A 24,030-nucleotide genomic window follows, 5' to 3' on the forward strand; every position below is an offset into this window, starting at 1 on the left:
AACACCTTAGAGGTCTTAAAGCACAAACCTATACGTTGCCTTTAATAAGAAAATATTTTGTGGTTTCTGATTAAAGATATTATCTCCCAAACTAGATAGCAATCCTTCTGATGGATTTCCATCGCGTGATACATCCTGTGACCAAACCAGGAAGATTTCCGATCCCGGAATATATTCCCATCGTATGACCAGATTGGAACGGAATTGCACAAATGAAAAATCGGGGTCATCAAAGCTAAAGTCCTCGACCCCATCCAAATTCTCATCAATGGAATACGTATCATCGGCCAATGAGACCTGATTCCCTTCGTACTGTACAAACCTATCCTCAAAACGTTCTGCTGTTGCTGTCGTAACGTGCTTAAAATTTGAATATCGACCCCTCGAAATAAATGGCTGCCCCCAATATTGAATGGTTAAATTAGGGTTTATGGTATAGTTTAAACGAAAGGACATACTAAGTGTTCGCTGTTGAATCTCTCCATTAAGATACCTTGGAGAACCATTTACATCATCAAAATTGTCAATAAACTGTAGCTTATCCTGATTAATACTCAACGATGGAAATGCGGAAATACGCAGTGCATTTATAGGCTGGTACGTAAACCCACCTTCAACAAAATAGGACCTATAGGAGTTGTCCACAGCTTTTTCCCCTCTGTGAAAAACACTGAGGGTGAATTTCTTCCTATCATCAGTACTGACACGGTTCCAAAAACTTATTTCTGGGGACAATCGTAACCGTGGACCGCCCCTAAGCGCAAAATTTGAATACTGAAAGGGCGCATAATTGAACCCAACGTTGGAAAACCAGTTGTTGGCCCAGTTTTGCCAGCTGTTGGTGTTAAAGCGCAAACTATTGTGGTTCCCCTTAAAATCCCAAGTACTCCAATGGTTATAGTTTATACCTACCCTTCTAAATGTACTGTCCGGTTTTAAGGTTTGATATCCAATCCAAGTGTAGTGACGAATATCATCGGATTGTCGTTGAAATCCAATATCATTGAGTTCCAGTTCTGGCGATCGCCAAGTTCCTCCTGTTTCGAACCGCCAATGACCACTTCCAATTTTTCCAATTTGAACATTGCCACCAGTACCCGACAGTGTAGTCCTGGTAGAGTCTACAGCCACATGGTCAGCATCTACCCGTTGGAAAAGATGGGTGATGGATTCTTGGGTATTCTTGATTGCTTCTTCGCTTCCCGTAACGTGGCTCACTATGACATTCCCTTCAACATACCAATCCCTATTATGCCATTGGTGCTTAAAATCAACACCTCCGGTATAAGCCGATTTATGAAGAAAATCAAGCTCCTGTGTTAAATTATCCCTATTGGTGGCAGTTAAAATTCCGCCGATATACGAATTACGGTCGTTAAAATCTTTCTGAAGCCTTCCCACGAAATAATTTGTCAAAGGTTCGACCACTTCTTTTCTGCGCGTCCCATCCTCTTCACTGATTACCGCATACCTTTTTGCAGTAACACTTTCCAAAACCCCTATTGCCAATCCGTTCTTGGTTTTACCACTAAACTTAGCAGCGCCAATAATGGGTGTATTATCTGGCTGGTCTACGAATTCATTATCGCTTATATCTGGGGATCCCTGTGGACTTCTACCTATTCGTCTTGAGTAAAAAACATTATCAAACCCAAAGGTATTTCCCGCTTCGGATTCTGAAACATTAAAGTCAAAAATATTTTTGTTTTCTACAAAAAAGGGGCGTTGTTCCCTAAAGAAAATCTGAAAACCATCCAAGGCTATTGCAGAAGGGTCTGCTTCGACCTGTCCAAAATCTGGATTTACGGTTAGGTCAACTGTCAAGTCATTGGTAATCCCAATCTTTGCATCTAGCCCGCCCGTTATATCACTTTCGCTTCCGTCCCTAAACGGATTTCCTTCTTCCGCTTCGTACGTTTCTGTGCTCGCTACGGTATATGGCTGTATTTCCAATTGTTTTTGAGGTTCTACTTTTTTCAGTCCGTGCAATTCGCCAAACTCACTTACCCAACCTGGCTGGTCTATTGGTTTTCGTTGCCAGGTTGAGCGTTCCGCTTCTCTAAAAAACATTCGTGTAGATTGCAGTCCCCAGACTTGTTCTTCAGCATCCCCAAACTTTAACTGACTTAACGGGATTCTTATTTCGGCTGTCCAGCCTTCTTCATCAATATTTGTCCTTGTGTACCAAATTGGGTTCCAGCTACTGTCCCAATTATTTCCATTGTTTGAAACAAATTCATCCCCTTTTACGCCAGCTGCTGTAACGGTAAAAGAAAAAGCGGTACGCTTGTCATGATAACTGTCAATATTGAATTCTACCCAATCTCCCTCAAAACCATCTCGCCTGGATAATCGCTTTTCAATCTTATCTGGATCTGTATCATAGCATCGCACTCCTATATATAGGTTCTTACTATCATAAACTATTTTGAACTTGGTCTGTTCGCTCGGCGGCGTATTTTCATCGGGTTGAAGTTCAATATAATCCCCTCCCCATTCAACAAAGTTCCAGGCTATATCGTTCAGCAGACCATCTATTTCTGGCGGTGGTGATTGCCCAATGGCCTTTGTAACATAAATCTTCTTGGTCACAACCTGTGTAGAATCTTGGGCATTTAAATAAATAGAAAATAAAAGTAGGGTGCAGCATATGATCAGTTTTCTCACTGTGTTGGTCTTTTGATTTGATAAGTTGCTTTAAAGACCAGCATAAATCAAGATAGTTACAGTTTGCTTAAATTTAATAGTGCTTTTTAACAAAAAACAATCAAGATGGCAGTGCAATCATTTCATCAGATACGACAGAGTAGAAAAAGTAAAAAATATTCCCAATCAACCATTTGTAATTCAATCTAATAATTGTACATTTGCAGCCCGTTAATCGGGATAGATTTTTAAATCAATAATATTCTAGAAGTGGATACATTAAGTTATAAGACTATTTCTGCCAACAAAGCTACTGTTAACAAAGAGTGGTTATTGGTTGATGCTGAAGGAGAAACGTTAGGGAGATTGGCGTCAAAAGTAGCAAAGTTACTCAGAGGAAAACATAAGCCAAATTTTACACCTCATGTTGACTGTGGTGACAACATCATTGTTATAAATGCTGAGAAAATAACCATGAGCGGAAACAAGTGGGAAGAAAAAACCTATTTGCGATATACAGGTTATCCTGGAGGGCAACGCTCTACAACTGCTCAAGAATTGTTGGAGAAACATCCTGAAAGGATTATTGAAAAATCTGTCAAGGGTATGCTTCCTAAAAACAAGTTAGGTGCTGAATTGTTCAGAAACCTAAAAGTATATGTTGGAACAGAACACGGTCAAGAAGCACAAAAACCCAAGGCAATAAACTTAAACGACTACAAATAATGGAAGTGGTTCATAAGATTGGTAGAAGAAAAACTGCCGTTGCAAGAGTATATGTTTCTGAAGGAAAGGGAAACATAACCATAAACAAGAAAGATTTAAAAGAGTATTTTACTACAGCGACTTTACAATATAAGGTAAATCAGCCTTTCGCACTTACCGAAACCGAAGGTAACTATGACGTTAAGGTAAATGTATATGGTGGTGGAATAACTGGTCAGGCCGAAGCTATTCGTTTGGCATTATCTAGAGTAATGTGTGAAATAGACGAAGAGAACAGAACTGTTCTTAAGCCTGAAGGATTGTTGACAAGGGATCCGAGAATGGTGGAAAGAAAGAAATTCGGTCAGAAAAAAGCCCGTAAGAAATTCCAGTTCTCTAAACGTTAATTGTATGATGCTGAATTTGTTTTCAGTATCTCATTATAAAATATCCTGAATTAATCAAGGATAAAGTTCATTGAAAACCCTGAAAAGATTTCAGGGTTAATTTTTAACCAAGTTGTCGTTGTTCCAAAGAGCAAAAATCGACTTTTTGGAATTTAGTTTAGCATCTAAATGATTAGGGCGAACATTTTTGTGACCACCTATTCATTGCTACTACAACGGAACGTAAACTAATTACAAAAAAATGGCAAGTAACATTGAAGTCAAAGACTTATTAGAAGCAGGTGTGCATTTTGGACACCTTACAAGAAAGTGGAACCCTAACATGGCGCCCTATATCTACATGGAGCGTAACGGGATTCACGTTATCAATCTCTACAAAACAGTTGCAAAACTTGATGAAGCGAACGAAGCACTCAAGAAAATTGCAGCATCAGGAAGAAAAATTCTTTTCGTAGCTACAAAAAAGCAAGCTAAAGATATTGTTGCTGAAAAAGTATCTAACGTAAACATGCCTTACATCACTGAAAGATGGCCAGGTGGTATGTTGACCAATTTTGTAACGATTCGTAAAGCTGTTAAAAAAATGGCTTCTATAGATCGTATGAAAAAAGATGGTACGTTCAACACACTTTCCAAAAAAGAACGTCTACAAGTTGACCGTCTAAGAGCCAAATTGGAGAAAAACCTAGGTTCTATCTCCGAAATGACCAGACTTCCCGGAGCTATTTTCATTGTTGACACGATGAGAGAGCACATTGCTGTAAAAGAAGCGCAGAAATTGAACATTCCAATTTTTGCAATGATCGATACCAACTCTGACCCTAGACCAATCGATTACGTAATTCCTGCAAATGACGATGCCGGAAAATCCATTGAGGTTATTATGACAGAAGTTACGAAGGCTGTCGCCGAGGGATTGTCTGAACGTAAAAACGATAAGCAAGAAGGAAAAGCCGCAACTAAGGAAGCTCCTGCAGCTAAAGAAGAAAAAACTGTAGAAGCAAAGAAACCTGAAGTAAAACAAGAAAGTGCTCCCGCTGAGGAAACAGTCAAAAAGGAACCTGTTGCCGAAGAGAAAAGTGCTCCTGTAAAAGAAGCCAAGGAGGAACCTGTTGCTGAAAAAGAGGTCGAAGCTAAAGTAACAGAAAAGCCAGAAGCTAAAAAAGCCGAAGCTACCGAAACAGAAGATTTAACCAAAATTGAAGGTATTGGTCCAAAAGCAGCCGAAGCATTGACCAATAACGGTATTACAACATATGCTGCACTTTCTGAAGCCGATCCGGAAAAAGTTAAGGAGATTTTGACCGAGGCAAGTTCAAGAATGGCTCATCTCGACCCTACAACATGGCCAAAACAAGCAAAAATGGCTGCTGACGGGAAGTGGGACGAATTAAAGGAATGGCAAGACAACGCCAAAGGAGGAGTTGAATAATCAAGAATAGTAATTTAACGTTCACCTAAAACAAGGCACTTAAATAGTGTTTTACTTTACATAAATTTTTAAATAGAAAAGAAATGGCAAAGATTACCGCCGCTGAAGTAAATAAATTAAGGAAAGCTACCGGAGCCGGAATGATGGATTGTAAAAATGCATTGGTCGAAGCAGAAGGTGACTTTGATAAAGCAATTGAGATTCTTCGTAAGAAAGGACAGAAGATAGCTGCCAAAAGAGCCGACAGAGATTCTTCTGAAGGTGCTGCAATAGCAAAAGTAAATGCCGATAAGACTGTTGGTGTTGCTATTGTATTGGGTTGCGAAACAGATTTTGTTGGAAAAAACGAAAATTTTATAGCACTAGCTAACGAATTAGCGGAAAAAGCATTGGACTACGCCACAAAAGAAGAATTTTTAGCTTCTGATTTTGGAGGGATGACCGTAACGGACAAGTTAATAGAACAAACTGGTGTTATTGGCGAAAAATTAGGCATTACCGCTTTTGAAAAGTTGGAAGCTCCTTACGTTGGCAGTTATGTACACATTAATAAGATTGCTGCTTTAGTTGGTTTGTCTGCTGCTGTGGACACTGCTGATGTACTTGCAAAAGATCTTTCTATGCAGGTTGCTTCTATGGGCGCCACAACGTTGTCCTATAAAGATTTTGACGCTGATTTTGTTGCCGCGGAAACAGAAGCTAGAATTGCCGTAATTGAAAAAGACAACATTGAACTTGGCCGTTTAGGAAAAACATTGAAAAATGTTCCACAATACATTTCAAGGGCACAATTGACCGATGAAGTTCTTGCCAAGGCTGAAGAAGATGCAAAAGCACAATTAAAGGCAGAAGGAAAACCTGAGCAGATTTGGGATAAAATCCTTCCAGGTAAGATGGAAAGATTTATTTCTGACAACACTACTTTGGATCAAGAACAATGTCTTTTAGACCAGAATTTTATCAAAGATGAAAAAATCAATGTTGCAAAATACGTTGAATCTCATGGAGACGTTTCAGTAACAGGTTTTAAACGTGCTACTGTAGGATAACATCCTAAATCATAAAATTCAAAAAGCCGGTTCTCTTAAGAAAACCGGCTTTTTGTTTATAGTATATATAGCCTTTCCTATTTTGACTTTATTAGAATATCGCCATTAAAAGTTTTGAACAACATTTCGGGGCCACCACCATTTATTTTACCCCTAACCCATTGTTCTATCTTTACTTTATAGGAACCAGAAGAATTGTTTTTGTTCACTTCTGGTTTATTTGCCGAAACCTGCATGTCAAAATCAGTGAAAATCTCCCCCATATCGGACTTTGCTTTAACATCTGCTTTTAAAGAATTTGGAAAAGTAATCGCCACATCACCATTAAGACTACTGAATGCCATATTTGCATCTTTAGTAATACTCACAAAGTCAATCTTTATATCTCCATTCACTGTATCGGTCGACGCCGAACCGCTTACACCCTTCAATGTAATCTCTCCGTTCACATTACTGATCTCCATTTCGCCATTCACGCCATTCACGGAAATATTGCCATCATTTACCGTAGACAACTTCAATGAAAAGTTCTTTGGAACCTTTACCTCTAGATTTGTAACCTTGTTCCATTGTTCATTGATTACCTGTACTACATTATTTTTTTCCTCGGCACTTATAGCCAATGAAGTATTGGAAATGCGCTTCATGCCATTGTTGTTTCCGTCATCCTTATAGTGTCTTTTTTCACTCCCAAAAGAAGCTTTTATTACAACCTCTTTACCTTCATAAGCTTCAACATGAATTGACCCTGCTATTTGGTCTACCACTAATTTACCCGGGCTATTGGGGCTACTTAAAGGGACCGAAAACAAATCGATACTTTTTTCTTGGGCCGATGATATACCTACCATCAGCAATGCTACTATAATTGTTATTAATTTGAAGTTTCTCATGTCGTTATATTTTTTTGATGAATACATTTCCGTTTAGCGTTTCAAAGTCAAAATCAACCTGACCGCTACCAATTTGGACCACAGGTTTGGCCTCGTATTTATATTTTGCCTTATCCCCAGTTTCCTTGTTTGTTTCCATGAACTGTTTATTGATATTGAAATCGGTGAATAGTTCCCCGTTCATGCTTTTAAATGAAATATTAGCGGAAAGTGCTTTTTGATATGAAATATTAATATCGCCGTTTAACGCATAGTATTTCGACGAACTTTTGGGATTATCGGCATAGGATATGTTCACCGGACCGTTGATGCAGTTCACATCCGTTTTTCCAGTAATATTGGTCAATGCAATCCCACCGTTGATGTTTTCTGCTTTCACAGAATTACCATTGGTATTTTCTACAAGAACTTCTCCATCATTTACGGTACTAACATCAATTTGAATTGATTTGGGAACCTTTACCGTAAAGTTTAGCCGATGCTCGTATGGAGGTTCTTCGTTTTTATTGCACCAATTGTACCTCAGGTTCTCTTTATCGAACTCAACATAAGGTGCATCAGGATGTAGAATAACTAAGTTTTCTTCTTGAACGATTTTTAGATTGAGTTCTTTTTTTCCCAATTCCAAATCTTTGGCATTATCAGCAGAAATAATTTTTTCCACTTCGACCAACACCTTGTTTCCACTGTACCCTTCAACCGCTATGGATCCAAAAACATTTTTGATGACCAATCGGTTTTCAACACCATTGGAAAGCGGTACTTCCTTTTTTATTTGTTCTTTGTGTTTTTTTTGCTGCGCATTGCAACTTTGCATTCCCAAAAACGAGATGAGGAATACCATTAAAATTAACTGTTTCATCTTTTAAAAATTTGACTGTTCGTGATTTGATTGAATCCCGATTTTTGGGATGATTGACCCTTCGACTTAGCTCAGGGCGAGTGATAAACTAAATGATTGATTCAATAGAATTCTTTATTTTTTTCTTTACCGTCGTATCCAATTCCTTATGTTTCATCAACCGTTTGAAAGGTTCAACTGACGTTTTTTCCTGTAGAGCAACCATCAAATTAGCCAAGGTAACTTGAACCATAGGCGATTCTTGATTTGGAATGGACTGCACCAAACCCTGTCTAACCAGAGGGTTGTCCACATAATTGGTCAAAGATTCGATAGCGGCCAATCGTACGTTAACATTGGAATCACTATTTAAAGTCTTCAATAATGCTTTCACTATGGTTTCATCCACATTTTCAATTTTATTCGCTTCGCTAACACCTTGTAGTCGCTGGTTTGCAGATGGTTGCTCTAATAATGTGAGCACAAGTTTTTGTCTAATGCTCTCCGTCTCCTTATTGATAACAATCGCATCCTCGCTGATTCCATCATTTGGAGCATTCATATAATAGCCTATCCCGAGACCAACACCCAATAAAAGAAGCCCATATACCAACTGTGGTTTGAAAATTGTAGCAAGAGTCTCTAAAAAGATGGTTGATCTGGCTTTCTTCTTTGTTTTTGCCGTTTCATCGGAAAGCATTGTAAAAAAGGCTTGATCCATTTTTTCAGAGGGTGCGGGAGCATTCAAAGCGTCCACCATTTGCCATGTGTCCACTAAGTCTTGATATTGCAAATCATATTCTGGATTCTTGGCAAGAAAATCTTCAAAAGCCTTCTTTTTATTTAAGGGCATTGTTCCCATCATGTAATCCATCACCTGTACTTCAAACTTTTCTTTATGTATCATCTTACACAATTTCTAGTTGTAAAAAAATAGTTTTTAACTCCTTGAGCGCCCTATGCACCCTTACTTTCGCAGCACCTTCCGTACAACCAACAATTTCTGCTATTTCGCTAAACTTTAGCTCTCTATATTTACTTAAGACCAAAAGTTCTTTCTTTTCTTTTGGAAGCATTTCCAATGCTTGCTTCACTAAGGCCTTGTTGCCATCCGTTTCAATAGCATCGTTTAAATAATCTTCAGCTTTTCCTTTGATATCTTCAGGCGAAACATTCCTAGAAATTTTTTCGCTCGAAGACTTTTTGTGGTAATCGTAATTTACATTTCTAGCCATACTGAACATCCAAGCCGCAAAAATTCCCTCTCCAGAATACGATCCCTTATACTTTAAAATTCTAACAAATACGTTCTGAACCAAATCTTGACTCACCGAAGGATTGTTTCCTAGATTGTAGAAAAACCCAAACAATTTTTTTTTGTGTCGCTCATAAAGCAACCCCAACTTATCCAAGTCGCCATTTTTCACTTTTAGCATGAGCGTATTATCAGTTAAATCTTGCAATTTGATATTGTTTTTTTGGCTCGTTGAAGGGTATACTTTAGTTTTTTAAAAAGGTTACAGAATGTATGGATTTTTTTATTGATTTTAATTCTCACATCTTCTCTTTTTAAGGTGATTCGCCATAAATAATTTTGATTATTTTTGTCCGGACTTCAACAGACCTTATAAATGCAATACAAAAGAATTTTATTAAAATTAAGCGGTGAGGCCCTAATGGGCGAACAGCAATACGGCATAGATGCACAACGCTTAGCCGAGTATGCAGAAGACATTAAAGCTGTAATTGCCAAAGGGGTTGAAGTAGCCATAGTTATTGGTGGCGGCAATATTTTCAGGGGACTCTCTGGAGCAGGCCAAGGAATGGATCGCGTTCAAGGAGACCATATGGGCATGTTGGCAACGGTAATCAACGGACTTGCCCTACAAAGTGCATTGGAGCTTCAAGGGGTAGAGACCAGGCTACAATCCGCTATAAAAATTAACGAAGTGGCAGAACCTTTTATAAGAAGAAGGGCCATGCGCCATCTCGAAAAAGGCAGGGTGGTCATTTTTGGTGGAGGCACGGGAAATCCTTATTTCACAACAGATTCAGCGGCGGTACTGAGAGCTATCGAAATAAAAGCGGATGTTATCTTAAAAGGAACCCGCGTAGACGGCATTTACTCCTCCGATCCCGAGAAAGACAAAACTGCTACAAAATTTGATTCCATTTCTTTTAAAGATGTCCTTTCTAAAGGTCTCAAGGTAATGGACACAACAGCATTTACATTAAGTCAAGAAAACGAGCTTCCCATTGTTGTTTTTGATATGAACACTAGAGGAAATCTTATGAAAATAGTTTCTGGTGAAAACATTGGAACCGTAGTCAATGTCTAAAATGGCATAGGCTTTGATTTCAATTCTAAAATTTTAAAATTATGAACGAAGAAGTAACATTTGTACTTGATAGCGCCAAAGAGAGCATGGACGGAAGTATTTCCCATTTGGAAAAAGCTTTGATCAAGATACGTGCTGGAAAAGCAAGCCCGGTAATGTTATCAACGGTTATGGTGGAATATTATGGTTCCATAACCCCGCTTTCACAAGTATCCAATATCAACACTCCGGATGCCCGAACCATTTCTGTACAGCCATGGGAAAAAAGCATCCTTGCAGATATTGAGACCGCTATCATGAACTCGAATTTAGGTTTCAATCCCATGAACAATGGTGAAATGATCATCATTAATGTGCCACCATTGACAGAGGAACGAAGAATACAGTTGGTAAAGCAGGCCAAATCCGAAGCTGAGGATGCCAAAGTAAGTATACGTAGTGCCCGACAAGAAGCGAATAAGGAACTAAAAGCTTTAGATATATCGGAAGATTTGTTAAAAAACGCTGAAGTGGATGTACAGGAACTTACCGATACTTACAGCAAAAAAGTGGATGCCATTCTTTCCGTAAAAGAAGCGGAAATCATGAAGGTTTAAGAATACTAGTATTATCAGTTTACTTTACTTAGGAACACAGCCAATCATTTTTTACCTTTGCGCCGAATAAAATCAATATGGTAGCTAAGCTTACTAAAGGATTTTGGGCAAAGGTGTCAAGAATCATACTACGCAACAGAATTCTTATTCTACTTGGAGTTGCAGCCTTTACAGTTTTTTTGGGAATGCAATGGAAGAATATGCAATTTTCCAATACGGAAGCGAATATCCTCCCAGATGATCACCCTGCGACTATTCAGTACATTGCATTTAAGAACATATTTGGCGAAGAAGGAAATGCCATTGTTCTAGCCATTAGGGATTCCTCGCTGTTTACCCCAAGTAAATTTAATAGGTGGAATAAACTAAGCAAACAACTCGAGGCTTTTCCCGAAATTGATTTTGTAGTATCCACCGACAATCTTAAAATTTTGGTCAAGGACAATGACAAGCAAGAATTTGTCATGGAACCTTTTATTAAAGAAGCGCCAAAAACTACCCAAGAAATAAAAGAACTGAAAAACCAGCTTTTTAACGAGCTTCCATTTTATGATAATTTAATTTATAATCCAGAGAGTGGGACCATCCAAACTATCGCCTATTTGGATAAGGACATCATGAACACCGCTGTTAGGAATGAATTCATTCTTAATGATCTGGCCGACATTGTAAAACGCTTTGAAGAAGAAACCAATCTTGATGTAAGGGTATCGGGAATGCCCTATATACGTACATGGAACACAAAGTCGATTGTAGATGAAATTGGTATATTCATAGGAGCCGCCTTATTGGTAACATCTATTATTTTCTTCTTCTTTTTTAGGAGCTTCAGGGCTACCTTCATCTCTATGTTCGTGGTTATAATCGGCGTAATGTGGTCCTTTGGCATACTCGGCTTGCTACGGTATGAAATTACCATTCTTACCGCATTGATTCCCCCACTGATTATTGTGATTGGAATCCCCAACTGTGTATTCCTTATCAATAAATACCAGCAAGAAGTAAAAAAACATGGTAATCAAGCCCTGTCGTTACAACGTGTTATTTCCAAAATTGGGAATGCCACCTTAATGACAAATATTACGACCGCTTCAGGATTTGCAACCTTCATTATTCTGGACAGCGATCTGCTCAAAGAATTTGGTATTGTAGCATCTATTAATATTATTGGGATTTTCATTTTATCACTTTTGATTATTCCCATCGTCTACAGTTTTATGCCGCTTCCCAAGACCAAGCACCTAAAACACTTGAACAAAAAATGGATAGATATTTTTGTGAACTGGATGGAACGCATGGTACGGGATTACAGAATTGGTGTCTATATCACTTCCATTATTGTTTTGATTTTGAGTATCATCGGCATATATCAAATTGAGATTACGGGTAGCCGAATTGAAGATTTACCCAAAAACACCCATTACTTCAAGGACATTCGTTTTTTTGAAGAAGAGTTTGATGGTATTATGCCCATGGAAATCGTGGTAGATACCAAACGAAAAAATGGTGCCATAAAACCTGCAACGTTAAGACGGATTGACCAATTAAGTAACGTAATAGAGGAAACACCAGAACTCTCCAGACCAATATCCGTTGTCGATTTGGTGAAATATTCCAAACAAGCCTTTTATAATGGAATTCCAAAATATTACCAGCTGCCCACTTCCCAAGAAAACACATTTATCATGGATGTGGCCAGAAAGTCTTCTGATGATGGGGACCTTCTCGAAAGTTTTGTGGATAGCACGGGCCAAACCGCTCGTGTAACAACTTTTATGCGCGATGTAAAGATTGATCGCATGGAAGAAATCGAGAAGAGCATGCTACAATCTATAGACAAATTCTTTCCCAGTGAACGCTACAATGTATTTATGACAGGGAAAGCATTGTTGTTTTTAAAGGGAACCAAATACCTCGTTAAGAACCTCCTACTCTCCTTGGCATTGGCAATAGGACTCATTTCCCTTTTCATGGCCTACCTGTTCCGTTCGTTCAGGATGATTATAATTTCGCTGGTCCCCAATCTTTTGCCATTGGTCATCACAGCTGGTTTAATGGGTTATTTGGGCGTTCCCATAAAACCTTCCACCATTCTTGTATTTAGCATCGCATTTGGTATTTCCGTGGATGATACGATTCACTTTTTGGCCAAATACCGACAGGAACTTGCCGCCAATCGCTGGCAAATCAAAAAATCGGTGTATGCTGCTTTGCGCGAAACTGGGGTGAGCATGTTCTATACTTCCATAGTTTTGTTCTTTGGATTTTCTGTTTTTACCATTTCCAGTTTTGGCGGAACAAAAGCGTTGGGTGGATTGGTTTCGGCCACATTGCTCTTTGCTATGTTGGCCAACCTTATCTTACTTCCATCACTTTTGCTTTCCCTTGAAAGAAGTATTGCAAACAAGGAAGTACTTAAAAAACCACAAATAGACATCTTACCAAAAGATGAAATCAACATAAAGGATAAATAACCCTCTAATCGTGTAATAAATATACCCTGTCTATTGCTATCGTTTTTTATCAAAAACCTATCTTTACCGCTTAATTTACGATAGCTTACAATGAATTCTTATTCAATAAAAGAACTGCTTAACAAGCAACCTGTTGGAGACACGGTTGAAATAAACGGATGGGTAAAAACATTTAGAAGTAACCGATTTATCGCTTTAAATGATGGTTCTACCATACATAATTTACAATGTGTCGTAGATTTTGAAAACTTTGACGATAACTTGCTAAAACAGATTTCAACTGGTGCAGCGCTTAAGATTTTAGGAACACTGGTAGAAAGTCAAGGAAGAGGACAAAGTGTAGAAATTCAAGCTACCGATGTTTTTGTTCACGGTACAGCAGATGCGGAAACCTACCCTATACAACCAAAAAAACATTCTCTAGAGTTTTTAAGGGAGAAGGCTCACCTTAGGGTGCGTACCAATACATTTTCGGCGGTCATGCGTGTTCGTTCGGCATTATCATTTGCAATTCATAGTTATTTTCAGCAAAATGGCTTTTACTATATGCACGCTCCCGTTGTAACGGGCTCAGATGCCGAAGGTGCAGGTGAAATGTTCAGGGTAACTACTTTGGACATTAAAAACCCACCATTGAGCGATAACGGTGAAGTAGACTATACCCAAGACTTTTTTGGAAAGGAAACCAATCTTACGGTATCTGGACAATTGGAAGCAGAGACCTATGCCATGGGATTGGGAAAGGTATATACATTTGGCCCTACGTTTAGAGCCGAAAACTCGAATACTTCAAGGCACTTGGCCGAATTTTGGATGATCGAACCAGAAATGGCCTTCTATGATTTGGATGCCAACATGGACCTATCCGAAGATTTTATCAAATGGATATTGCAATATGTTTTGGACAATTGCCTAGATGATCTTGAATTCTTGGAAAAACGTCTTTTGGATGAGGAAAAATCCAAACCTCAAAACGAACGGTCAGAAATGGCACTGATAGAAAAACTCAAGTTTGTTGTAGACAATAATTTCAAAAGAGTTTCATATACCGAGGCAATAGATATTCTTAAGAACAGTAAGCCCAACAAAAAGAAAAAATTTCAATTCCCTGTAAACGAATGGGGAGTGGACTTACAAAGCGAACACGAACGTTTTCTTGTTGAAAAACATTTTAAATGTCCTGTTATCCTTTTTGATTATCCTGCAAAAATCAAAGCGTTCTATATGCGGTTGAACGAAGATAAAAAGACCGTTCGGGCGATGGATGTACTCTTTCCCGGAATTGGTGAAATTGCTGGAGGATCACAACGCGAGGAGCGTTTGGAAGTTCTTCAACAAAAAATCAAGGAATTGGATATTGACGAGAAAGAACTTTGGTGGTATTTGGATCTAAGGCGATTTGGAACAGCTGTCCATAGTGGTTTTGGGCTTGGGCTGGAACGTTTGGTTCAGTTCTCAACCGGGATGGGAAACATTAGAGACGTTATCCCCTACCCTAGAACCCCTCAAAATGCAGAGTTTTAATTATGAATCCTTAAATTTATAAGGAAGGAAGACCAAAAACTTTATGCTAAAACAACATCTACAGTTTAAGCTTTCCCAGAAACTGTCTCCCCAACAGATTCAGCTCATGAAATTGATCCAATTGCCCACACAGGCTTTTGAACAACGTTTGAAGCAGGAACTGGAGGAAAATCCCGCTCTTGAAAGTGGTAAAGCTGAAAACGAAACGATAGATGATGGATTTGAGGACACTTACGATGATTCTGCGGATAGTGAAACCATCGCTGCCGAAGAAATCAATATTGATGATTACTTAAGCGATGATGAAATTCCGGATTACAGAACCCAGACAAGTAATTATAGTCCAGATGATGACGAAAAAAGTATTCCATATGCATCCGGTACTTCGTTCAACCAATACCTGATAAATCAACTCAACACCATTTATCTTAACGATGAGGAGTGGGCCATTGCCGAATTTTTGGTGGGCAGTGTGGACGAAAGTGGTTATATAAGAAGGCCGTTAACGGATATTATGGATGATTTGGCTTTTACCCAAAACATTTATGCAGAAGAAGAACAAATTGAAGGTGTTTTAAAAATAGTACAGAATCTTGATCCTGCCGGTGTTGCAGCAAGGTCCTTGGAAGAGTGCCTTATCATTCAGCTAAAACGAAAGAGCAAAAGTCCTGCCGTTGAACTGGCGATTTCAATTCTAGAAAGGTCCTTTGAACAGTTTACCAAAAAGCATTATTCAAAACTGATGCAAAAGCATCATATTTCGGAAGAAGAGCTCAAAGATGCGATTTCTGAAATTGAAAAATTGAACCCAAAGCCTGGTGGCTCTTATGCTGGGAACACTAGAATAATTGAGCATATTGTTCCTGACTTTTCAATTAAAATAGTAGAAAGTGAATTGGAATTGACCTTAAATGGACGAAATGCCCCAGAGCTTCATGTTTCTAGGGATTATAATAATATGCTCGAAGGGTATAAAAACGCCAAGGAAAAATCCAAGTCCCAAAAAGATACGGTGCTCTTCATAAAGCAAAAATTAGATGCGGCCAAGTGGTTTATAGATGCCATTAAACAAAGACAGCAGACGCTCTATGTGACCATGAGCACTATTATGAACTACCAGCGTGAATATTTCTTAACTGGAGACGAGCGAAAGCTACGCCCTATGATATTAAAAGACATAGCTGACCAGATTCATATGGACGTATCCACTGTTTCTAGAGTTGCGAATAGCAAGTATGTGGACACCCCTTATGGAACCAAACTCATCAAAGAATACTTTTCCGAGTCTATGAAAAATGAACAAGGAGAAGACGTATCAACCAAAGAGATAAAAAAGATATTGGAAACTGTTATTGGAGAAGAAGAAAAGAAAAAGCCTTTAACAGACGATAAGTTAGCGAAGATTCTTAAGGAACGGGGGTACCCTATTGCACGAAGAACTGTTGCTAAATATAGAGAGCAGTTGGGAATACCCGTAGCTAGGTTAAGAAAGCAAATCTAATGCGCCAATTCTTAAATATTGTATCCTACATTTTCCATCCGCTCTTCATTCCTGTTGGTGGAACCAGTTTATATTTTTTGGTAACACCAAAATACAGTTCATTAGAATTACAAAGTGGCAATATTCTTCCCATTTTTATCCTTACGGTAATCATACCAATTATTTTCTTTCTTATCCTTAAAAATATGGGATTCATTAATTCTATATTCTTACCTACTATTAAAGAACGTAAATACCCTCTATACATAAGCTGTGTGCTTCTTTTAATGATACTCTATAAGGTAATTCCAAATAATTATGTTCATGAACTTTTCTATTTTTTTACTGGACTTTTAACGGCTACCTGTACAGCACTTATTCTATTATTTTTAAAGTTTAAGACCAGTCTTCATCTTTTGGGAATGGGCAGCATATTAATGTTCATGATAGGTCTAAGCATACACTTTGAGATAAATATAACTCTGGCCATAAGCGTTTTTACATTAATGACCGGGCTTGTAGCTACTTCAAGGCTTTATCTTAAAGCACATAATAGATCTGAATTATTGATAGGTCTATTGATAGGATTATGTTCCCAACTTATTATTCTGAAGTACTGGCTATAAAATGTAGAAGATAACGCCAATACGAAATACTCTTGCATTTATCGGGTCACCATTTTCTAAGGAGATGTTGTCTTTTAAAAGTGGGTTTAAACTGTAGTGCGCATGTATGTTCCATGTGTTATATCCAAAATTCAACACCAAGCCATATTGAAAATTTTGGATATCTCCATTGGAAAATCCGTTAGAACCATCTTCTGTTACCAATTTTGACCTTCCAGAAAACACATAACCCAATTTGACCCCTGCATAGATTCGCCAAAACTTATATTCATCTATGGTAGAGGTACGCCATCTCAATTCCAAAGGCATTTCAATGGCATGAGTTTCGAACTTACTTCTCTGAAAATCTGCTGTACTGGTAATGCTATAGGTTATTAAACCATCAACCTCGTTCGCTACAATATTATTGTAATACGAATTCGCTGCATACCCCAGGCCAAGTCCAAAACCAAAGTTTCTTCTAGTATTTATAGGAATGTCCTTTATAAAGCCAACTTGTAAATTATAGGATAAATTTCTTAGAATAACATCGGTAGGTTTGTCCAGTAAAAAATTATATCCCAACCCAGCATAAAATTGATCCTCAAGATATCTGCCCGACGACTTGTAGTTTATACTGTCCCTATTGGATTGTGCACTCATATGGACAGTCATTACGATGAATCCCATACTGGCAAAACATTTTAAAACATTACTAGACATTATCATACCTACTTCTAAAATAAAAAACGCTCCAAATTATAAAATTTGGAGCGTTTCCACTAAATCTAAGTTATTGTCTACTGCAGATTGTTAAAAGCGTTTCCTTCATAGGTTGTATAATTAACCTTTAAGGCATTTACTTTTCTGAGTTGCTGCTTAATATCGGTGATAAGACCCATATTTGCATTTTTATCTACTTTCAAAGCAGTAGTCAATACATTTTGTATTTCTGGTGGTTTTTTGGCACGCTCCGCGAGAATATAGGAACCTACCTCATCTACACTTGCAAACTTATCGTTCAATTGAATTTTTGGCTCTGTTCCAAAAACCTTCTGATATTCTTGCGTGGGCTTACCTACATAGATATAGATAACCCTATCCTTTTTCTCCAACTTCTTTATTTCAGTTGCGTTAGGGAGTGTATTATCAACCAACAATGAACTATCTTTCATAGTTGTTACCGTCATAAAAAAGAACAGTAACATAAAGACGATATCGGGTAATGAAGCGGTTGAAACCGCTGGCAAATCCCCATCCTTCTTTTTTGCAAATTTTGCCATACTATTGTTAGTTTAATTAGTTGATGTTTCAGCCTCCGATAGCTTCTGTGGAAACATATCTTGAATCCGCTTAACCTTGTCCTTTAAACCATCTCTGACACTCTTCGGTGTTTCTGGATTTAAATACTCAGACTCCATTTTGGTAAAGTCCTGGCCAAAAAGGCGTTGGGCTTCTCTATTACGTAAATCATTATATGCACCAACAAGCTCGTTCTGTACCGTTATGTATGTACTATATTTGGTCTCCCTGTCGTTTTTCAGTGATATAATCGCTTTTACAGGATTGTCCGATGATGCCGGATCTCTTCTCCCTTTACAATAATCACAAGACCCATCAGCACCATTTTCTAAGAAAGCAGTAGCTGCGGTTCTTAATTCCGTTAATTGCATAAGGTTATCCTCAACCAACAATTGACCATTCTTATTGATATTTACCGTAAAAATGTTCTTCTGCTTAATGATAGGAGGGTTTTCTGGCGGCTCCATTGGTGGCAACATACGATCTAATCCAGCATCTGTTTCTATGGTAGTGGTTACCAAGAAAAAGATAAGCAATAAGAAAGCTATGTCTGCCATAGAACCGGCATTCACTTCTGGTGCTCCTTTTCTTCTAGGCATAATTCTATATTTTATTTAACAAACATTTTTTTCAATCCAGGCAATACCATTAAGAGTACAGCTACCAATGTAAGGATAAAGAATACATTTAGTCCCATCCCAATTGTTTTTACGGTACTTTCTGTCGCCTCAAGGTTTGGATTGCTCGCAAACGTATCTACAACAGCTTTCGCTTCTTCAGAAGAAGAAAGTCCATAGGATACCGCAACGACCAAAGCCAATCCACCAATGGCAAAAAGTGCTTTTTTTATACTTGCCGGTGAGGAAAATAGCTTTCCAAATCCAAAGAACACTGTGGTTATAATCGCAATGGCCAATAAAATGTACATTATAATGAACATAAAGTTCATTGCTCCATTGTTGATGGCATCCGGATCGTCAGCAGATGGCATTAAGAACCACAATCCCGCTGCAACGAGCCCAATGACAATGAGCACTATTTTTACTAATTTATTCATGATTCTCGATAGTTTAAATTTTCGTAATTACTTTTTGTGAGCTGCCAACATATCTATTAGCGCTATGGACGAATCTTCCATATCATTTACGATACTATCGATTTTTGCAATAATATAGTTGTAAAAAATTTGAAGGATAATCGCTGTAATCAAACCAAATACGGTTGTCAATAAAGCTACCTGAATATCCCCTGCAATCAAAGATGCACTTAAGTTACCAACGGCCGCAATTTTCTGGAATGCCGCAATCATACCGATTACCGTACCCATAAAACCAAGCATTGGCGCAATAGCGATAAATAAAGACAACCAAGAAACGTTCTTCTCCAATTGTCCCATTTGAACTCCACCATAAGCAACAACAGCTTTCTCAGCTGCATCAAGACCTTCTGTTGAACGATCTAGTCCTTGGTAGTAAATAGAGGCAACAGGACCTTTTGTATTTCTACAAACTTCTTTTGCCGCTTCTATACCTCCAGAAGCCAAAGCATCTTCAACTTGTTGTCTAAGCTTGGCGGAATTAGTGCTTGCTAAGTTTAGATAAATAATTCTTTCGATGGCAACTGCCAAGCCCAAAATCAAACATAAAAGTACAATTCCCATAAAGGCAGGACCTCCTTGGATAAACTGTTCTTTTAGTATTTGGGTGAAACCTTTACTGGCCGTAGCTGCAGCTTCTTCTTGTAAAACAGCCGCAGAAGCAGTTGTCGTTCCCATAACAAACATTCCGGCGATGGCCAGAGTAGAGGATATTTTCTTCATTTTGTTCAAACTTAAATTTAGTTAGTTAATAATGTTAAAGATATAAAAAAATTATAATTGAAAAACTAATAATGCTCAGCAGAGAGGAAGGGATTCGAACCCTCGATACACTTTTGGTGTATACACACTTTCCAGGCGTGCGCCTTCGACCACTCGGCCACCTCTCTATTATTATAGTTAGGTCGACCAAATAACAAAAAAATAATTAGTTAATAAAATTTGAGGCGTTAATTTTACTGCATTTCACCACGAAGTGAGGTTTCAAAAATAGTCTTGAAGAGTTTTCCCGAAACATTACTGCCCAATAGGTACATTGCCTTGGTAAGAGCAGCCTCTGTTGTAATATCCTTTCCGTTAATCATTTGCATTTCTTTTAACCTTTCACTTGTTTTGTAATGTCCCATTGAAACACCTCCTCCCGAGCATTGTGTAACGTTAATAATGTGAAGGCCATTTGTTATGGCTTCTTTTAGTGTATTTAAAAACCATTCATCTGTAGGGGCATTGCCAGCCCCATAAGTTTCCAATATCAATGCTTTCAATCCTGAAATTTTTAAGGTCGATGTCAAGACAGAAGGATTAAGTCCCGGAAACAACTTAAGAACAGCAACATTAGTATCCATTTTTTTATGCACCTTCAATTTTTTTCTTGAGTTACCATAGGGCTTAAAAAGGTAATTGTAATGAACGTTTAAATGAACACCGGATTCTACCAATGGCGGATGGTTCAATGAAGTAAATGCCTCAAAATGCTCCGCGTTTATTTTTGTCGTTCTATTGGCCCGATACAACTTATATTCAAAATACAGCCCTACTTCTTGCACAACTGCTTTTCCCTTTTCTTTTAAAGCTGCTATTTGGATAGATGTGATCAGGTTTTCTTTTGCATCCGTCCTTAAGTCGCCAATGGGGAGCTGTGACCCTGTAAAAATCACAGGCTTACCAAGATTCTCCAACATAAAGCTGAGTGCTGAAGCGGAGTAGCTCATGGTATCGCTGCCATGTAATATCACGAATCCATCATATACATCGTAGTTTTCTTCTATCATCGAAGCTATGGTCACCCAATACTCGGGGTTCATGTTGGAAGAATCTATGGGCTCATCGAAAGATATTCCCGTTATCTTACAATCCAATTGGTTCAATTCTGGAATATTCCCCATAAGCTCTTCAAAATCGAAAGCTCTGAGGGCTCCAGTCTCATAATCCTTCACCATACCTATGGTTCCGCCGGTGTAAATGAGCAATATGTTTGTTTGGTTTTGCATCTTGTCCTAAATACTGAACACTTCTTTAGAATTTTCGGTTGTTATCGCAGCTATTTCCTCTTTGGTTTTTCCATAAATTATAGAAAGTTTTTCCAAAACGTTCAAAATGTAGGAACTTTCGTTTCTTTTTCCTCGATATGGAACTGGTGCCAAATAGGGCGAATCCGTCTCGAGCACGATATGTTTTAAATCAATTTTGTCCAAGAATTGGTCAATCTTGCCATTTTTAAAAGTAGCAACACCACCTATGCCCAATTTCATATTATAAGATATTGCCTTATGCGCTTGCTCCAATGTTCCCGTAAAGCAATGAAAAATACCGTATAGATCATTGGCTTTCTCTTGTTCTAAAATTTCAAATATTTCATCAAAGGATTCCCTGCAATGTATCACAATGGGCAATCGATGCTTTTTAGCCAATCTAATTTGATGTACAAACGCCTCTTGCTGTTGTTTCAAAAAAGTTTTGTCCCAATATAGATCGATACCTATTTCGCCAACCGCATAAAACTTTCTATTTTCCAATTGTTGCTCCACATGGGCTAACTCCTCCTTAAAATTATCTTTTACATGGGTTGGATGTAATCCCGTCATCAGAAAAACATTTTCAGGATAATTGGATTCTAAATCCAACATGGCTTTTGTATACGTTGAATCGATTGCTGGAATAAAAAAACGTTCAACACCAGCTTGAATGGCTTTTTTCATGATATCGTCACGATCCTCATCAAAAGCCTCACTATACAAATGTGTATGTGTATCGGTTATAATCATAAAGCAAAAATAGGTTTATCTTAGACGTTTGTAATAGTTGATTCGAATAAAAATAGCCCTGTAAAATGCTTCGATTAGCCCAGCATGAAAAGTGGAACAATAAAAATGCATGAAATCACTCCAAAAATTTCTTAAATCCAAAGATTATACCAGAATACCCTTATCGCTTACCGAGACCAATCATTTTGAAATTGAAGCTAAAATCAATGGAGTATCAGGACGGTTCATTTTAGATACCGGAGCTTCCAACACCTGTGTAGGCATAGACAAAATCGAATTCTTTAAAATGGTTTCCGAAGTATCGGACATTAAGGCAGCAGGAGCAGGAGCCACAGAAATGGAAACCCTGGTTTCCACCAAGAACAAAATTAGAATTGGGGAGTGGAAAAAAAGCAAACAAAAAATAGTATTGTTTGATTTGATACACGTAAACCATGCGTTAACCGCACACAATGTAACGCCAGTGGATGGCATCATAGGTGCCGATATTCTTAAAAAAGGTAAAGCGGTTATTGATTATAACAAGGAATGTCTGTTTTTAAAAAACAGATGATAGCTGTTGATTCGAACATGGTCGAAGGTTTTATATCCGTTACATAAAACTCTCGACCGTGCCCAAACAATCTTGTTTTTAAAGCTCTAATGCTTTCTTCACATCGCCATCCATTAATAATTCTTCCGGGCTTTCCAAAGCTTCTTTAACCGCTACCAAAAACCCTACGGATTCCTTACCATCTATTATTCTATGGTCATAAGAAAGCGCAACGTACATTATTGGAGCAATTGCGATAAGACTATCCTTAACAATCGGTCTTTCAACAATATTGTGCATTCCTAAGATGGCGCTTTGTGGCGGGTTGATTATTGGTGTCGACAGCATGGAACCAAATACGCCACCATTAGTGATGGTAAATGTACCGCCGGTCATCTCATCCACGGTAATCTCACCTTCCCGTGCACGAATGGCCAATCGTTTCACTTCAGCTTCTACTCCTCTGAAACTTAGATTTTCAGCATTTCTGATTACCGGAACCATAAGTCCTTTTGGACCTGAAACAGCTATACTGATATCACAAAAGTCATAAGATATCATCTCTTTGCCATCGATCATAGAGTTTACAGCCGGATACAGCTCCAAAGCCCTAACCACAGCTTTTGTAAAAAAGGACATAAAGCCTAAACTCACCCCATGTTTTTCCTTGAAGGTTTCCTTGTATTCTTTCCTAAGCTCAAAAATGGGCGACATATCCACTTCGTTAAAAGTGGTCAACATTGCGGTTTCATTTTTGGCTGACACCAAACGCTCAGCAACTTTACGTCGCAACATAGAGAGTTTGGAGCGTGATTCGCCTCTATTGCCGCCCGTAGGAGTTCCCATAGAAGGAACGGCTTTTACTGCATCTTCTTTGGTGATACGACCATCTCTTCCTGAACCTGAAACAGAAGCAGGCGCTATACCCTTTTCATCAAGGATTTTCTTTGCTGCTGGTGATGGGGTGCCAGACGCATATGTTTTGGTCTCTTCTACCTCCTTCTTCTGAGGAGAGGTTTCTTTAGACTCAACCGTTTTGGGTTCTTCCTTCTTTACAGGTTTTTCCTCTGCTGCATCGTCACCCTCTGGTTTTTCTGCACTGGTATCAATTAAACAAACCACCTCCCCTACTGCAACGGCGTCTCCCTCTTCAGCTTTTAAGGTAATGATCCCGCTTTCCTCCGCCGGGAGTTCTAACGTCGCCTTATCCGAATCTACCTCAGCGATTGCTTGGTCTTTCTCAACATAATCTCCATCTTGAACCAACCATTCTGCAATTTCCACTTCTGTGATGGATTCCCCAGGCGAGGGAACTTTCATTTCTAAAACCATGTTATTCTAGTT

At 38.4% G+C, this 24,030-nt stretch carries 24 protein-coding genes and 1 tRNA gene; 11 read left to right on the plus strand and 14 right to left on the minus strand.

The features are described from left to right. Window positions 1-15: 15 nt before the first annotated feature. The gene (locus KIM67_RS00390) at window positions 16-2,667 is read right to left on the minus strand and encodes a DUF5916 domain-containing protein (RefSeq protein WP_298866309.1); all 2,652 of its coding nucleotides are present in this window, start codon (window positions 2,665-2,667) and stop codon (window positions 16-18) included. A gap of 249 nt (window positions 2,668-2,916) precedes the next feature. On the opposite strand from KIM67_RS00390, the gene rplM reads away from it, so the two are divergent. The 4 genes from rplM to tsf all read left to right on the plus strand — a co-directional run bounded on the left by rplM (window position 2,917) and on the right by tsf (window position 6,239). Continuing rightward, window positions 2,917-3,372: a 50S ribosomal protein L13 gene (gene rplM, locus KIM67_RS00395; RefSeq protein ID WP_213829400.1), complete on the plus strand. Its 456-nt coding sequence runs from the start codon at window positions 2,917-2,919 to the stop codon at window positions 3,370-3,372. Continuing rightward, a complete protein-coding gene (gene rpsI / locus KIM67_RS00400; protein WP_213829401.1) occupies window positions 3,372-3,758 on the plus strand; it encodes a 30S ribosomal protein S9 in 387 nt (128 codons plus the stop codon). The genes rplM and rpsI overlap by 1 nt, the downstream gene beginning before the upstream one ends. A gap of 241 nt (window positions 3,759-3,999) precedes the next feature. After that, complete coding sequence (gene rpsB / locus KIM67_RS00405) at window positions 4,000-5,190, plus strand: 30S ribosomal protein S2 (RefSeq protein WP_213829402.1); 1,191 nt, start codon at window positions 4,000-4,002, stop codon at window positions 5,188-5,190. Between the two features lie 83 nt (window positions 5,191-5,273). After that, window positions 5,274-6,239, plus strand: a complete 966-nt coding sequence (gene tsf / locus KIM67_RS00410) for a translation elongation factor Ts (RefSeq protein WP_213829403.1) — start codon at window positions 5,274-5,276, stop codon at window positions 6,237-6,239. A 77-nt stretch (window positions 6,240-6,316) separates the two neighbouring features. On the opposite strand, the gene KIM67_RS00415 is transcribed toward tsf, so the two are convergent. From KIM67_RS00415 to KIM67_RS00430, 4 genes are all read right to left on the minus strand, one after another. Beyond that, window positions 6,317-7,132: a DUF4097 family beta strand repeat-containing protein gene (locus KIM67_RS00415; protein WP_213829404.1), complete on the minus strand. Its 816-nt coding sequence runs from the start codon at window positions 7,130-7,132 to the stop codon at window positions 6,317-6,319. A 4-nt stretch (window positions 7,133-7,136) separates the two neighbouring features. Continuing rightward, window positions 7,137-7,994, minus strand: a complete 858-nt coding sequence (locus tag KIM67_RS00420) for a DUF4097 family beta strand repeat-containing protein (protein ID WP_213829405.1) — start codon at window positions 7,992-7,994, stop codon at window positions 7,137-7,139. Window positions 7,995-8,082: 88 nt separating this feature from the next. Further along, window positions 8,083-8,880, minus strand: a complete 798-nt coding sequence (locus KIM67_RS00425; RefSeq protein WP_213829406.1) for a HEAT repeat domain-containing protein — start codon at window positions 8,878-8,880, stop codon at window positions 8,083-8,085. Between the two features lies 1 nt (window position 8,881). Then, window positions 8,882-9,436, minus strand: a complete 555-nt coding sequence (locus tag KIM67_RS00430; RefSeq protein WP_213829407.1) for an RNA polymerase sigma factor — start codon at window positions 9,434-9,436, stop codon at window positions 8,882-8,884. A 168-nt stretch (window positions 9,437-9,604) separates the two neighbouring features. Here KIM67_RS00430 and pyrH point away from each other — a divergent pair, with 168 nt between their 5' ends. The 6 genes from pyrH to KIM67_RS00460 all read left to right on the plus strand — a co-directional run bounded on the left by pyrH (window position 9,605) and on the right by KIM67_RS00460 (window position 17,012). Next, window positions 9,605-10,312 carry a UMP kinase gene (gene pyrH, locus KIM67_RS00435; protein ID WP_213829408.1) on the plus strand — a complete coding sequence of 236 codons (708 nt, stop codon included), beginning with the start codon at window positions 9,605-9,607 and terminating at the stop codon, window positions 10,310-10,312. Between the two features lie 41 nt (window positions 10,313-10,353). Beyond that, window positions 10,354-10,908, plus strand: a complete 555-nt coding sequence (gene frr / locus KIM67_RS00440) for a ribosome recycling factor (protein WP_213829409.1) — start codon at window positions 10,354-10,356, stop codon at window positions 10,906-10,908. Between the two features lie 77 nt (window positions 10,909-10,985). Continuing rightward, window positions 10,986-13,382: an RND family transporter gene (locus tag KIM67_RS00445; protein WP_213829410.1), complete on the plus strand. Its 2,397-nt coding sequence runs from the start codon at window positions 10,986-10,988 to the stop codon at window positions 13,380-13,382. 90 nt (window positions 13,383-13,472) lie between these two features. After that, the gene (gene asnS / locus KIM67_RS00450) at window positions 13,473-14,906 is read left to right on the plus strand and encodes an asparagine--tRNA ligase (RefSeq protein WP_213829411.1); all 1,434 of its coding nucleotides are present in this window, start codon (window positions 13,473-13,475) and stop codon (window positions 14,904-14,906) included. Between the two features lie 43 nt (window positions 14,907-14,949). After that, entirely contained in the window at window positions 14,950-16,407 is a 1,458-nt protein-coding gene (gene rpoN, locus KIM67_RS00455) for an RNA polymerase factor sigma-54 (RefSeq protein ID WP_213829412.1), read from the plus strand. Then, window positions 16,407-17,012: a hypothetical protein gene (locus KIM67_RS00460; protein ID WP_213829413.1), complete on the plus strand. Its 606-nt coding sequence runs from the start codon at window positions 16,407-16,409 to the stop codon at window positions 17,010-17,012. The genes rpoN and KIM67_RS00460 overlap by 1 nt, the downstream gene beginning before the upstream one ends. Here the strand turns inward: KIM67_RS00460 and KIM67_RS00465 are convergent. From KIM67_RS00465 to KIM67_RS00500, 8 genes are all read right to left on the minus strand, one after another. Next, window positions 17,007-17,681, minus strand: coding sequence for a porin family protein (locus tag KIM67_RS00465; RefSeq protein ID WP_213829414.1), 675 nt, complete (start codon window positions 17,679-17,681; stop codon window positions 17,007-17,009). The two genes, KIM67_RS00460 and KIM67_RS00465, sit on opposite strands and share 6 nt — an antisense overlap. Before the next feature lie 110 nt (window positions 17,682-17,791). Then, window positions 17,792-18,274: a biopolymer transporter ExbD gene (locus tag KIM67_RS00470; RefSeq protein WP_213829415.1), complete on the minus strand. Its 483-nt coding sequence runs from the start codon at window positions 18,272-18,274 to the stop codon at window positions 17,792-17,794. 12 nt (window positions 18,275-18,286) lie between these two features. Beyond that, window positions 18,287-18,892 carry a biopolymer transporter ExbD gene (locus tag KIM67_RS00475; protein WP_213829416.1) on the minus strand — a complete coding sequence of 202 codons (606 nt, stop codon included), beginning with the start codon at window positions 18,890-18,892 and terminating at the stop codon, window positions 18,287-18,289. Between the two features lie 11 nt (window positions 18,893-18,903). After that, window positions 18,904-19,350: a hypothetical protein gene (locus KIM67_RS00480; protein ID WP_213829417.1), complete on the minus strand. Its 447-nt coding sequence runs from the start codon at window positions 19,348-19,350 to the stop codon at window positions 18,904-18,906. 27 nt (window positions 19,351-19,377) lie between these two features. Beyond that, window positions 19,378-20,112: a MotA/TolQ/ExbB proton channel family protein gene (locus KIM67_RS00485; protein WP_213829418.1), complete on the minus strand. Its 735-nt coding sequence runs from the start codon at window positions 20,110-20,112 to the stop codon at window positions 19,378-19,380. A gap of 79 nt (window positions 20,113-20,191) precedes the next feature. Continuing rightward, window positions 20,192-20,279: transfer RNA gene (locus KIM67_RS00490), tRNA-Ser, on the minus strand. A 66-nt stretch (window positions 20,280-20,345) separates the two neighbouring features. Next, window positions 20,346-21,380: an asparaginase gene (locus KIM67_RS00495; protein ID WP_213829419.1), complete on the minus strand. Its 1,035-nt coding sequence runs from the start codon at window positions 21,378-21,380 to the stop codon at window positions 20,346-20,348. A 6-nt stretch (window positions 21,381-21,386) separates the two neighbouring features. Continuing rightward, window positions 21,387-22,154: a TatD family hydrolase gene (locus KIM67_RS00500; RefSeq protein WP_213829420.1), complete on the minus strand. Its 768-nt coding sequence runs from the start codon at window positions 22,152-22,154 to the stop codon at window positions 21,387-21,389. 109 nt (window positions 22,155-22,263) lie between these two features. On the opposite strand from KIM67_RS00500, the gene KIM67_RS00505 reads away from it, so the two are divergent. Next, window positions 22,264-22,707: a TIGR02281 family clan AA aspartic protease gene (locus KIM67_RS00505; protein WP_213829421.1), complete on the plus strand. Its 444-nt coding sequence runs from the start codon at window positions 22,264-22,266 to the stop codon at window positions 22,705-22,707. 78 nt (window positions 22,708-22,785) lie between these two features. Here the strand turns inward: KIM67_RS00505 and odhB are convergent, their stop codons facing one another. After that, on the minus strand, window positions 22,786-24,018 hold the full coding sequence (gene odhB, locus KIM67_RS00510) for a 2-oxoglutarate dehydrogenase complex dihydrolipoyllysine-residue succinyltransferase (RefSeq protein WP_213829422.1): 1,233 nt from the start codon (window positions 24,016-24,018) through the stop codon (window positions 22,786-22,788). Between the last annotated feature and the right edge of the window lie 12 nt (window positions 24,019-24,030).

Source organism: Flagellimonas sp. 389, from assembly GCF_018449435.1.
Lineage (GTDB): Bacteria > Bacteroidota > Bacteroidia > Flavobacteriales > Flavobacteriaceae > Flagellimonas.